At 69.6% G+C, this 12,808-nt stretch carries 7 protein-coding genes and 1 pseudogene; 6 read left to right on the forward strand and 2 right to left on the reverse strand.

Translation table 11 applies throughout. From position 1 onward, the window contains the following. A partial coding sequence (locus KUM38_RS20785) for a non-ribosomal peptide synthetase (protein ID WP_217130914.1) occupies nucleotides 1–4,670 on the reverse strand: 4,670 nt, incomplete at its 3' end. 305 nt (nucleotides 4,671–4,975) lie between these two features. On the opposite strand from KUM38_RS20785, the gene KUM38_RS20790 reads away from it, so the two are divergent. From KUM38_RS20790 to KUM38_RS20800, 3 genes are all read left to right on the forward strand, one after another. Further along, nucleotides 4,976–5,806 (forward strand): alpha/beta fold hydrolase, encoded by an 831-nt coding sequence (locus KUM38_RS20790; RefSeq protein WP_217130915.1) that lies wholly within the window; start codon nucleotides 4,976–4,978, stop codon nucleotides 5,804–5,806. Nucleotides 5,807–5,870: 64 nt separating this feature from the next. Further along, nucleotides 5,871–7,064 (forward strand): cytochrome P450, encoded by a 1,194-nt coding sequence (locus KUM38_RS20795; RefSeq protein WP_217130916.1) that lies wholly within the window; start codon nucleotides 5,871–5,873, stop codon nucleotides 7,062–7,064. Nucleotides 7,065–7,154: 90 nt separating this feature from the next. After that, nucleotides 7,155–7,703 (forward strand): hypothetical protein, encoded by a 549-nt coding sequence (locus KUM38_RS20800; protein WP_217130917.1) that lies wholly within the window; start codon nucleotides 7,155–7,157, stop codon nucleotides 7,701–7,703. A gap of 553 nt (nucleotides 7,704–8,256) precedes the next feature. Here the strand turns inward: KUM38_RS20800 and KUM38_RS20805 are convergent. Further along, entirely contained in the window at nucleotides 8,257–10,476 is a 2,220-nt protein-coding gene (locus KUM38_RS20805) for an MMPL family transporter (protein WP_217130918.1), read from the reverse strand. Nucleotides 10,477–11,219: 743 nt separating this feature from the next. On the opposite strand from KUM38_RS20805, the gene KUM38_RS20810 reads away from it, so the two are divergent. From KUM38_RS20810 to KUM38_RS20820, 3 genes and pseudogenes are all read left to right on the forward strand, one after another. Further along, a complete protein-coding gene (locus tag KUM38_RS20810) occupies nucleotides 11,220–11,477 on the forward strand; it encodes a LysR family transcriptional regulator (protein WP_217130919.1) in 258 nt (85 codons plus the stop codon). Nucleotides 11,478–12,318: 841 nt separating this feature from the next. Then, nucleotides 12,319–12,441, forward strand: a pseudogene (locus KUM38_RS20815) (MbtH family NRPS accessory protein); the annotation flags it as partial. 110 nt (nucleotides 12,442–12,551) lie between these two features. Then, entirely contained in the window at nucleotides 12,552–12,803 is a 252-nt protein-coding gene (locus KUM38_RS20820; protein ID WP_217130920.1) for an acyl carrier protein, read from the forward strand. The last annotated feature ends 5 nt before the right edge of the window (nucleotides 12,804–12,808 follow it).

Below are 12,808 nucleotides of genomic sequence, written 5' to 3' on the forward strand. Positions count from 1 at the left end.
CGCGCGATCAGCTCGTGCGCCAGCCGGTTCGCCCGCACCTCCAACTCGGCATACGACAGGACCTCGTCTTCGAAGACGACCGCGACCGCGTCCGGAGTGGAGGCCGCCTGCGCCTCGAACACCTCCGCCAGCGTCCCCGCGGCCACCTCACGCCCCGTCGCGTTCCACCCCTCCACCACCCAGCCACGCTCGACCGGCGACAGCACCTCCAGCTCACCGACCCGCACCCGCGGATCGGCCGCCACCGCCTTCAGCAGGCGCACCAGGCCCTCGGCCAGCCGGCGCGCGGTCTCCTCGTCGAACAGATCCCGCGCGAACTCCAACCGGCCCTCGACACCACCGGGACGACCCTCCCCGTCCCGCGACTCCACGAGCTCCAGGGTCAGGTCGAAGCGTGCGTTGTCGAGCGGCACCGCGTGGGCGGTGGCCTGCACCCCGTCGAGGCGCAACGACGTCTCGGGGTCGGTGTGCAGCGAGAGGAACACCTGGAAGAGGGGGTGGCGGGCCAGCGACCTGGGCGGATTGAGAATCTCCACCAGCCGCTCGAAGGACAGGTCCTGGTGGGCGTGCGCCGCCAGATGGGTCTCACGCACCCGGTCCAGCAGCTCACCGAACGTCGGATCCCCCGACGTGTCCGTGCGCAGCACCAGCGTGTTGACGAAGAACCCGACCAGATCGTCCAGCGCCGCATCCGTACGCCCCGCGATCGGCGAGCCGATCGGGATGTCCGAGCCCGCGCCGAAACGCGACAGCAGAACCGCCAGGCCCGCCTGGAGCACCATGAAGAGACTGCTGTCACGCTCCTGGGCCAGGGAGAGCAGCCGCTGGTGCGTGGCCGCGTTCAGCCGCACGGGCACGTCGGCGCCGCCGTAGGTCGCCACCGCGGGCCGTGGCCGGTCGGTGGGGAGCGCCAGCTCCTCCGGAAGACCGGCGAGCTGGGAGCGCCAGTAAGTGATCTGCTGCGTCAGTACGCTGTCGGGATCGGACTCCTGACCCAGTGCTTCTTGCTGCCACAGCGTGTAGTCGGCGTACTGCACCGGCAGCGGCTCCCAGACCGGGGCCCCGCCGGCGCACCGCGCCGCGTACGCGACGGACACGTCGCGGGAGAGCGGGGCCATGGACCAGCCGTCACCGGCGATGTGGTGCAGCGTCACCAGCAGCACGTGCTCGTCGGGCGCGAGCCGGAAGAGGTTCACCCGGATCGGTATCTCCGACGCCAGGTCGAACTTCTCCGTGGTGGCCCGGACGAGCGCGTCCTGCAGTTCGTCCTCGCCGACCTGGGTGAGGCGCAGGTCGAGACGGACCTCGTCGCCGGACAGGATCTCCTGTCGGGGCCGGCCGTCCGTGTCGGGGAAGACGGTGCGCAGGCTCTCGTGGCGCCCGATCACATCGGTGAAGGCCAGCCGCAGCGCGTCGACGTCCAACGGGCCGCTCAGGCGCAGGGCCGCGGGCAGGTTGTAGTTGCCGCCGGCGCCCTCCAGCCGGTTGAGGAACCACAGCCGCTGCTGGGCGGGCGACAACGGGATCTCCGCCGGGCGCTCCACGGCGGTCAGCGGCTTGCGGGCGGGGGCCTCGGCGGCCCGGATGCGGGCCGAGATTCCCGCCACCGTCGGGTCCTGGAACAGATCCCGTACCGTCAGCTCCACCTTGAGCTGGCGGCGGACGCGTCCGAGCAGCCGGGTGGCGGTGAGGGAGTGGCCGCCCAGGTCGAAGAAGCTGTCGTCGATGCCGACCCGCTCCACGCCCAGTACGTCGGCGAAGAGCCGGCACAGCTGCTCCTCACGCTCGTTGCGCGGCCCCCGGCCGCCGGTGCCGCCGCCGAACTCGGGCTTGGGCAGCGCCTTGCGGTCCACCTTGCCGTTGGCGGTCACCGGCAGGGCGTCCATGGGGACGAACGCCGAGGGGACCATGTACTCGGGCAGCTGCTCCGCGGTCCGGTCGCGCAGTTCGGCAGTCAGGACGGCCGGGTCCCGGTCGTCGGCCTTCAGCACCACATAGGCGACCAGGTGCTTGTCGCCGGGCTGGTCCTCCCGTACCACCACCGCGGCCTGGGACACCAGCGGGTGGCCGGAGACGACCTTCTGGATCTCCTCCAGTTCGATGCGGAAGCCGCGGAGTTTGATCTGGTCGTCGACGCGGCCGACGAACTCCAGCTGTCCGTCCGGCCTCCAGCGGGCCAGGTCGCCCGTGCGGTACATCCGCTCACCGGGCGCGCCGAAGGGGTTCGCCACGAACCGCTCGGCCGTCAGGCCGGTGCGGCGCAGGTAGCCGCGGGCCAGGCCGGCGCCGGCGATGTACAGCTCACCGGGGGCACCCGCCGGGGCGGGCCGCAGCCTGCCGTCGAGCACGTAAAGGCGTGTGTTGTACGACGGAAGTCCGATGGGCGGGGCACCCTTGCCGGCCTCCAGTGGCGCACTGAAGGTCGCGCCGACGGTCGACTCGCTGGGGCCGTACCCGTTGACCATCCGCAGGCGCGGGGCCCACCGGTCCATCAGCTCGGCGGACGTGGCCTCACCGGCCACCGTCAGGCAGCGGAAGGCGGGGAAGTCCGCGGGCCGGACGGTGGCCAGGGCTGCCGGCGGGATGATCGCATGGGTCACCTCCTGGTCGACGAGCACCTTGGTGAGAGCGTCGTCGGCCAGCGGGCCGAGCGGTGGGATGACGAGCGCGGCGCCCGCACCGTAGGCCATGCAGAGCTCCGCCACCGAGGCGTCGAAGCTGGGCGAGGCGTACTGGAGCACCCGGCTGTCGGCGGTGACGTCGAGCCGGTCGACCACCGTCGCGGCGAGGCTCGCCACGCCGTGGTGGGTGACGACGACGCCCTTGGGGCGGCCGGTGGACCCCGAGGTGTAGATGACGTACGCGGGATGTGCCGACGCGACGGCGACGGTGGGGTTCTCCTCCGTGCTGCCGGTGAGGTCGACGCCGTCGATCAGCAGGCGGGGCACTCGGTCGTGTTCGGGGAGCCGGGTGGCGTGCTCGGTGTCGGTGATGAGCAGGGCGGGGGCGGCGTCCTCGAGGATGTAGTCGATCCGCTCGGCCGGGTAGTCCGGGTCGACGGGCAGATAGGCGGCTCCGGCCTTCATCACGGCGAGCTGTGCGACGGCGATGTCCACGGACCGGGGCAGCGCGAGGGCCACGATCTGCTCACTGCCCACACCGCGCTCGATCAGCAGATGAGCCAGCCGGTTGGCACGGGCGTTGAACTCCGCGTAGCTGTAGGTCACTTCGGTGGAGGAGATCGCGGTCGCCGCGGGAGTGCGGGCCGCGTGGTCCTCGACGATCCGGTGGAAGGGCACCGGGTCGATGGCGCGTCCGAAGTCGTTCCACTCGACCAGGACCTGGTGCCGGCTCCGCCCGGTCAGCAGGTCCAGCTGCCCGATGGGGCGGGCGTCCTTGTCGGCGATTCTGCCGAGCAGCGCGACGAAGCGGTCCAGGACGTCCTGGGCGGTGACGGTGTCGAAGACGTCTCCGCGGTAATCCAGCCGCACCTGCATGCGCTCGCCCGGGACGGCGGTGAGCACGGCGGTGTAGTGGCTGGCGTCGCGGGCGTCGAACCCGGTGATGCTCAGCCCGTCACCGGGGAGCTTCAGGTCGGAGGTGTCGACCGGGTAGTTCTCCAGGACGATGCACGTGTCGAAGAGGTCGCCCACTCCGGCGATCTGCTGGAGATCGGTCAGGCTGACGTGGTGGTACGGGGTGAGGGCGGCCTGCTCGGCCTGGAGCCGGTCGGCCAGGGCGCCGAAGTCCTCGGCGGGATCGAGGGTGACGCGCACGGGCAGCGTGTTGATGAACAGGCCGACCATCGACTCGATGCCGGGAATGTGGGCCGGCCGGCCGGAGACCGCCATGCCGAACACGACGTCGTCACGACCGGTGAGCTGCCCGACCACGGTTGCCCAGGCCGACTGCAGAAGGGAGTTGATCGTACGGCCGTCCGCCCGGCTCTGACCGACGAGCGCGGCGGTCAGCTCGGCGGACAGGGTGGTGGACACCCGCTCGGGCAGGTTGTGGCTCCTGCCCCGGCTGACCGGGGCCACCAGGCTGGGTTCCTCAAGACCGCGGAACGCCTGTGTCCAGGCGGCGTCCGCCGCGGCCTGGTCCTGCTGGGCCAGCCAGCCGAGGTACTCGCGGTAAGGGGTGACCCGGGGCAGGGCGGACGCGTCGCCCCGGGTCCCGTACAGCTCGAACAGCTCGGTCAGCAGGACGGGCATCGACCAGCCGTCGAGCAGGATGTGGTGGTTGGTGAACACCAGCCGGTACTCATCGGGCGCCAGCTTGACGAGCGTGAACCGCAGCAGCGGCGGCCGCTTCAGGTCGAAGCGGCGCGTCCGGTCCTCGGCGAGCCAGCGCTCCCACTCCGCCTGACGGGCGTCCGCGGGCAGCCGGCTGAGATCGGTCTCGGTCCACGGCAACTCCACATCACGTGGAATCACCTGCACGGGCTCGTCGAACTTCTCGTACAGGAATGCCGACCGGAGATTGGGGTGCCGCTGCAACAGAGCCGCCGCCGCCTGCCGCATCCCGTCGGCATTCAGCGGACCCTCGATGTCGAGCACGAGCTGGACGGTGTAGATGTCGTCCGAGGTCTCGTCATAAACCGCGTGGAACAGCAGCCCCTGCTGCAGCGGCGACAGTGGAAGGATGTCCTCAACTCCGGGCCTATTCACCAGAACTACTCCCGATCTATCTGCGCGAAATTCCGCGCCCGCATACAGTCAGTGCATTCCGGCGTTCACTCAACAACGGGGAGTGTTGGCTCACAACCACGACTGCAACAACCTGCCAGGGGGCGGGACGCGGTGTGATGAGCCGCAGGGGGAACAGCAGTTGGCTGTCGCGGTCATGGTCCGTCGAGGGGCCGCTCGATAACGTCCACGGGACGCCTCCGCCCGGGGCGGGGTGAAGGCCGTAACCGGAATCCCCGACGTGGACGCGGGTGTCTTTCCGGCGTGAACGGTGAACAGGGGGGCGTATGCGGATTCCAGTGGGTGACCTGGTATTCGACGTGGAGGTGTCCGGTCCGGAAGAAGGCGATCCGGTTCTCCTGCTGCACGGCTTCCCGCAGAGCAGGCACACCTGGGACCAGGTCGTACCGGAACTGCACGGCGCCGGCCTGCGTACCGTCGTGCCCGATCAGCGCGGTTACTGCGACGGCGCCCGCCCCGCCGGAGCGGACGCCTACGCGCTGCCGCTGCTGGCAGGCGACGCGGTGGGCCTCCTGGACGCCCTCGGCATCGAATCCGCCCATGTGGTCGGTCACGACTGGGGTGCCGTCGTCGCCTGGTGTCTGGCGGCGCGCCACGCCACGCGGGTGCGCACCCTGACCGCGGTGTCCTTCCCGCATCCGGAGGCGTTCTGGTACGCGTTGCGGAACGATCCCGTACAGCGTGAGCTGTCCCGGTACGTCGCCTACTTCGTGTCGCCGGAGAGCACCGCCGGAATGCTCGAGGACGATGCCGCGATGCTGCGGTCCCTCTTCGGCGACGCGGTCGCCCCCCAGCAGGCGAAGCGCTATCTCGACCTGCACACCCGGCCCGGCGTGCTGGACGCGGCCCTGAACTGGTACCGCTCCGGAAGCCTGTTCGCCGAGCACGAGGGCTTCGGCCCCGTCGCGGTGCCCACCACCTACATCTGGAGTGACGACGACAGGGTGGCGAGCCGCGTCGCCGTCGACGGGACGGCGGAGCATGTCACCGGCCCCTACCGGTTCGTACTCCTGGAAGGGGTCGGACACTGGCAGCCGGAGCAGGCGCCGGACCGTATCGCCGCGGAAGTCCTGCTCCGGGCGCGCCCGGGCGGCTGAGCCCGTTTTCCTGCACGGCCGGCGCAGTCGCCCGTCCGTGCTCATCACACGGAGGGAGTGCGGAATGACAGACCTGGCCGACCCGGAACTGCCCAGAAGCGGTCGTACCGAGGAGATATGGGCGGAGCTCCGCGCGCAGTCGCCGCTCTACCGGAACGAGCGGGAGAACGGCCGCCCGTTCTGGGCCGTCCTCTCGCATCCGCTGGCGAATCAGGTGCTCAAGGATTCCGCGAATTTCACCTCGGAGAAGGGGATGCGGCTCGACCACAATCCCCTGGCCACCGAAGCTTCCGCGGGAAAGATGCTGATCGTCACCGACCCGCCGCGACACGGGAGGATCCGGCGGATCATCAACTCGGCGTTCACGCCGCGGATGGTCAGACGGCTCGAGGACACCATGCGCTCCACCGTCGTCGAGACACTGGACGAGGCCCTGGAGAAGGGCACCAGCGACTTCGTCGACGCCGCCGCCCGGCTGCCGGTCTCCGTCATCTGCGACATGCTCGGCGTGCCCAAGGAGGACTGGGGGTTCATGCTGGACAGGACCATGGCCGCCTTCGGCTCTGATGCGGTGGACGGCGGTGAGGATCACGCACTGCGCGCGGCCGCGGCCCACACCGACCTGCTCATGTACTACGACGAGTTGGTGGAACTGCGCCGCAGGGACCCGCAGGAGGACGTGGTCAGCGCCATGGTCCGGGGCGAGGTGGACGGCGAGCCGCTCACCGACGAGGAGATATTCCTCAACTGCGACGGGCTGATCTCGGGTGGCAACGAGACCACCCGGCACGCCACCGTCGGCGGGCTGCTCGCCCTCATGGACAATCCCGGCCAGTGGGACCGGCTGCGCGCCGATCCCGAACTGCTGCCGAGTGCGGTGCAGGAGGTGCTGCGCTACACCAGTCCCGCCATGCACGTGCTGCGCACCGCCAACCGGGACACCGAGCTCGAGGGCCGGCCGATCGCGGCGGGCGACGAAGTGGCGGTGTGGCTGTCGGCCGCCAACCGTGACGGGCGGGTCTTCGAGGATCCCGACGCCTTCGACATCGGCCGCACCCCCAACCGCCACCTCGCCTTCGCCTCGGGCACCCACTTCTGCCTCGGCTCGGCACTGGCGACCATGGAACTGTCCGTGATGTTCGAGGAGTTGACCCGACGGGTCGGGACCGCCGAACACGCCGGGCCCGTGCAGCGGATGCGATCCAACCTGATCTGGGGCTTCGAGTCGATGCCGGTGACCTTGGGCCGCAGAGGTTGACCGCGTGCGCGACCGGTCTCCGCCGCACGAAGCAGCGGGTTCATCCCCGAGGCTGACTTCGGCCACCGAACCCTGCGGAACAATGAAAGCATGGCAATGCCGATGAAGAGTTCAGAAGCGATCGTCACGAGCACCGAAAGGCCCGTGCCGCGCTGGGCGGAGCGGTTCGCCCATCTCATTCCGCTGATCGCTCTGCCGGTGTGTTTGTGGCGAATTCCCATCGCATTCGGATTCACGATGGGAACCGGCCTTCCGCCCATCGACGGACCTCTGTGGGTGTCCATTTCCTACGTGGGCGGACTCAGTGTGGTGTCCGAGTTGTTCGCGCTGGCGTGTTTCAGCTTGGTGCGTCCCTGGGGTGAAGTCCTGCCCGGCTGGGTTCCGGTGTTCGGCGGCAAGCGCGTTCCGCCGTACCTGGTGATCGTTCCCGCCGCCATCGGTGGCCTCGCCATCACCGCGGTGCTGATCAGTTGGTTCCTCAGCACATTCCAGCTCGCGGGATTCGAGCGCGATCAGTTCGACAATGTGTGGTGGGAGTTGCTGGCGGTGTCAAGCAGCGGACTGTTCTCTCTGTGCGGCCCGATGGTGCTGGCCCTGACCTATGCCTACTACCGGCGCCGCTGCCACCCGGAGGGATGAGGAGCAGCAGGACGACGAAGCCCCGACGGCAGGGGCTTCGTCCCGTTTCCCTCAGGGGCCGAACCCGGCAGGTCGACGCCGGGTTCGGCCCCTTCCCCGTGTGAACCGCGCGAGGAGGTGCGAAGCCGCTCGCACCCCGCGCGTACGTGAGCACCGCGGTGCGCGGGCGCGTCGGCACGAACCGGGCCCCGGGCGCGGAAGGAGGCTGCCGGCCGTCGGTTCGTCCGCGCCCCTGCCGGTGACCGGCCGGCGCATCCCGCATCCCGCGTCGCGTGTGTGCCCGAGGCCCTGCCGCGCGTGGAGCACGGGCCGTCCGCCGAGCTGATCGTGACGGCCGTCCCGAGTGCCTGATGCGCGTACTGTTCCCGGCCCGACGATTCACGGTCATCGGGCTTCGACGACCGGGGGAGGAGATCGCCGCACGCCCGGCCGCGACCCGCCGGAGCGGTTCTCCCCCAACGGCCGCCCACGCCAAAAGGGCGGGCTCTCCCGCCCTGTCATGGTGGGAGAGCCCGCACAGCCCATCGGCGTGCCGATGGGCTGTCGATCAGGTTCAGCGCCCGCTCGGGATCAGCCTGTCATCGTCCTTCGTGTCGTCGTCCGTCGCCGGCCGGGGCGCCGGAGCGGGCTCGTCCGGAAGCTCCACCGACAGGTGCGGCATGCGCTTGTCCAGCCAGCCCGGCAGCCACCAGTTGTTCTTGCCGAACAGGTGCATCAACGCCGGGACCAGCATGGTGCGCAGGATGAAGGCGTCCAGCGCCACCGCCCCGGCCAGGCCGACACCGAACATCGCGCCGGCCCGCTGACCCGACAGGACGAAGGAGCCGAACACCGCGATCATGATGACGGCGGCGGCGTTGATCACCCGGCTGGTCTCGGCGAGACCGTTCCGGACCGACGTGGCGTTGTCCTTGCCCTTGACCCACTCCTCGTGCATCCGGCTGACCAGGAACACCTGGTAGTCCATGGAGAGGCCGAAGAGCATGGAGAGCATGATCACCGGAAGGAAGGCCTCGATCGGTCCCTCGCCCACGCCGAGCAGGTCCGATCCGAACCCCCACTGGAAGATCAGCACCAGCACGCCGAAGGACGCGGCGACCGCGAGCACGTTCATCAGCGCGGCGGTGGCCGGAATGACGAAGCTGCGGAACGCGAGCATCAGCAACAGGAAGCCGAGCACCACGACCACCCCGATGAAGAGGGGCAGCTTCTCGGCGAGCGCGTCGGAGAAGTCGTCGGAGACGGCCGTCGTACCGCCGACGTAGACCTCGAGCGAACTGTCGCCGGACGCGTCGGGGATCACGTTGTCGCGGAGCCGACTGATCAGTTCGGACGTCTCCTCGGACTGGGGTGAGGTCTCCGGTACCACCTGCACGATCCGCAACTCGGTGTCCGGCGCGGCCGGGGCGGCCACTACCTCGGTCACCCCCTCGGTACTCCTCACCTTGGCCACCACCGCGTCGAGCGCGGCGCTGTCCTGCGGGGTCTTCACGACGGCCACCAACTGCAGCGGTCCGTTCGAGCCCTCACCGAATCCCTCGGCGAGAAGGTCGTAGGCCTTCCTCGTCGTGGTGGTGGTGGGGTTGTTGCCCTGGTCGGAAAAGCCCAGGCGCAGTGAGAACGTCGGGATCGCCAGCGCCACCATGACGACGGCGGCGACGGCCGACAGGGCCCTCGGACGCTGTTCCACGAAGACCGACCAGCGTGCCGCGAGCCCCGTCGCGAGCTCTCCCTGCGGTCCCCGCTCGGCGAGCTTGCGCCGTTGACGGCGGCTGAGGACCCGGCCCTTCATCAGGCCCAGGAGGCCGGGCAGGAGCGTGACGGCGGCGAGCATCGTGGTCAGCACGACCAGCGAGGCGGCGGCGGCCATGCCGTTGAGGAAGTCGAGGTTGATGACGAACATGCCCAGGAGCGAGATGCACACCGTGCCGCCGGCGAAGAGCACGGCGCGACCGGAGGTGTTGACGGCTCCGGTGGCCGCGTCCTCCGGAGTCATACCGCGGTTGATGTTGCTCCGGTAGCGGGTGACGATGAACAGCGCGTAGTCGATACCGACGCCCAGGCCGATGAGCGTGCCGAGCATCGTCGAAAACTCTGGCACGGACATGACATGACTGGCCAGGGCGACGGCGCTCAGTCCCACGCCGACACTGAACAGCGCGGTGACGATCGGGACCAGCATGGCGAGGAAGGAGCCGAAGGCGAAGTAGAGGACGACGGCCGCGGCGATCACACCGACGATCTCGCTCAGATTGGCCGGCGGCTCGTCGGCGTACGAGATGACGCCCCCGCCCAGTTCCACCTCGAGCTGGTCACCGGAGACGCCCTTCGCCACCTTCACGAGCTTCTTGACGTCCGCGGGCTCGATGTCCTCGAAGGGCACGCCGAAGGTGAGCTGCGCGTAGGCGATCCTGCCGTCCTCGCTGATCTGCGCCGCGCCTTCGGGCCCGTACGGTCCGGTCACCCGGCCGATCTTGGGGAGCCCTTCGACCTCGTCCAGCATGCGGGTGATCTTCTGCTGGACCGCCGGATCCCGGACCGATCCCGACTTCGCCTCCCAGACGATGGACGCGGATTCACCGGCCTGCTCCGGGAACGCGTCCTCCATCAGCTCGAGCGCTTTGGTCGAGTCATTGCCCGGAAGGGTCAACGAGTTGGAGTACTTGGCCCCACCGGCGGCGTTGGTGGCCACGGTGAAACCCGCGAGTGCGACGATCCACAGGATGATGACGATCCACCGGTGTCGGAAACACCAACGGCCTAATGCGCCCACAACTTACTCCACTTCACTGTCGATCGACCGAGTACGGCCAGGGGGTGGGGGTCCGGACACCTCTGGTCCTGGTGGACCGGTGCTCCGGTGGTTCTGGCGGGCCGGCGCTCCGGCGTGCCGCCCGGGCCAGAGGTGACGAAACGCCGCGGCAAGCCTTCATCGGCCGGTTCGGGGCGGTCAACGCGGACTACAGCAACCTGCCAGGCCGAGGGCCCTCCGGCCGGGTGCGGAGCGGACGGCCTCCCCGCCTGCGTGGCGTTCGCCGTCTGCGCACCGGCTGAGGCGTCCACCGGCTTCCCGGCTCCGTCGCCCGGCCGCCCACCGACACGTCCCACACCTGTGCCGGGCCGCTGAATCCGTTGCCGTCGGCCTCCTCGGTCGCTGTCCGCGAGGCGTGGGAAGGAATCCGGGCGATCACCCGTACGCGTCCTGAGAGCCACCGTGCGTTCGGCGTGGCACCGATTCCCCGGCGGCCGGGAAGGCCCCTGACGTGGCAGCAAGTGGCCACCTTCGTGGTGCCCGTGGCGGGGGACCGGCCGCGGGCGCCGGGGCCGGGCACCGAGGAGGAAGATGGCGGCTCGGCGCCGTCACCGCCGTCGCCCACGGCCGGCCGTGCAGCTTCCTGCACCTCCCATTGCCCCCAAACCCCAAGTGAGCTGACATGGAGGGGAATTCAAGGATCCCGGCGCTACGGGGCGGAATCCTTCGAACTCGCTTGTGTTCACCGAGAGACAGGGGGAGTGATGCACGAGCGTGAGTTCCGGGCTTTTGTTTCCGTGGCCGAGACTGGGCGCATGGATCAGGCGGCGAAGGTTCTCGGATATTCGCAACCTGCCATCAGCTATCAGATCAAGTGCCTGGAACAGATCCTGGGTACCAAACTGTTCACCCGGGACTCCACCGGGGCGAGACTCACCAGGGAGGGGCAGATGATACTGCCGTCGGCCCGGGCCGTTCTCGCCCTGATCGACAGCATGAAAGTCGTCTGCTCCCAGGTGTGACGTCTCATGGCTCCTGAGCGGGCTCTCCCCCTCCGGCTCCGGAGCCGCGTCACGCCCGAGGCCGTTGCCGCGACGGCTGATTCCACGTCGTACGCGAACTCGTACAGGAACGCGGGTATGCCCCCGGTGTCCGTGGCGGCATGAACCGCGGCTGACGGCCCCGTCCTTTCGACGGGCGGACCGCCGGCACGGTACAGCCCGCCACGCCGCCGCGGAAGCACCGTGTCCGCCGTCGCCGGCCACTCGACACGTCGTCCAGCCCAACGCACTGTGCCCCACGGGATGTTCCCGTGGGGCACAGTGCGTTGGGCTGCCCGCGGTCCGTGGGCCGGTCGCCGGGGGACTCCCCTGCGGGAGGGGGCACCGGCTCGCTCCACCCGCCGCAGCGATCCGGCCGGATCGGTGGTGACGGCGTCGCGTCACCGGGCGCCGACCGGCGCCTGCCCGTACCGGCCCGGCACCGTCCCGTACCGGCCCCGCCCCGTATCTGTCCGTACCGGCCCCGCCCCGTGCCGCCGACGGCCAAAAATTCTTCGATGTCCCGGCGTGACGCTCAGCGACCACAGGTGCCGGCGGAGTGATCGCGGCGGCCGGTCCGGCCCCGCTGCCCGGCGAAACCGTCCGTGTTCCCGGTGGACGGGAAGCGGCGGACCGTCCGGAAGGGGATCGGCGGAAACAACGCAATGCATTATTCGATTTCTCTCATTGCGAAGTCTCGAACGCGGGGTCGAATCGGTCGCCGGCAGGGCTTGTTGATGTCAAACGATGCTGCTTAGGGTTGTCCCGAATTCGGTGACGCCGCCGGGAAGCGGACAGCTCGACGGCCCCTCCGTTCGAGGGTGACAGCGCCGAGTACCACGTGCTCGTGAGCGGCGAGGGCCGGCACTCCGTCCGGCCCGTCTTCGCCGAGATCCCGCAGGGCTGGGAAACGGTGCACGGTGTGGCCTCCTGCCAGGAGTGCCCCGACCACGTCACCGAACACGGGACCGATACGCGTCCGCGCAGCCTCGCCGCGACCCTGGGCGCCCAGGGCTCCCGAGGAAGACCTCACAGACCGTCTAGGAGAGAAGCATCATGCCGATACTTGCCGAAGACCGCCGCACCACCGTCAAGGAGATCGTCTGCGACATCCTCGAACTCGAGGAGGACGAAGTCACCGAGACGAGCCTCTTCATCGACGAGCACGGCGCCGACTCGCTGCGCGCGATCGAGATCCTGGCCTCCCTGGAGAAGGAGTTCGGCATCACCATCGACCAGTCCGAGCTGGCCCAGATGGTGAACCTGGAGGCGGTCTACAAGGTCGTCGCGGAGGCTCCGACCCGCTGACCCGT

Origin of the sequence: Streptomyces sp. AC558_RSS880, assembly GCF_019049255.1 — a bacterium.
In the GTDB taxonomy this organism is placed as follows: Bacteria; Actinomycetota; Actinomycetes; order Streptomycetales; family Streptomycetaceae; genus Streptomyces.

What these genes read in the sequence shown, in the direction of transcription:
- KUM38_RS20795 (WP_217130916.1), top strand. Translation starts at nt 5,871, where the DNA reads ATGACAGACCTGGCCGACCCGGAACTGCCCAGAAGCGGTCGTACCGAG.
- KUM38_RS20790 (WP_217130915.1), top strand. Translation starts at nt 4,976, where the DNA reads ATGCGGATTCCAGTGGGTGACCTGGTATTCGACGTGGAGGTGTCCGGT.
- KUM38_RS20800 (WP_217130917.1), top strand. Translation starts at nt 7,155, where the DNA reads ATGGCAATGCCGATGAAGAGTTCAGAAGCGATCGTCACGAGCACCGAA.
- KUM38_RS20820 (WP_217130920.1), top strand. Translation starts at nt 12,552, where the DNA reads ATGCCGATACTTGCCGAAGACCGCCGCACCACCGTCAAGGAGATCGTC.
- KUM38_RS20810 (WP_217130919.1), top strand. Translation starts at nt 11,220, where the DNA reads ATGCACGAGCGTGAGTTCCGGGCTTTTGTTTCCGTGGCCGAGACTGGG.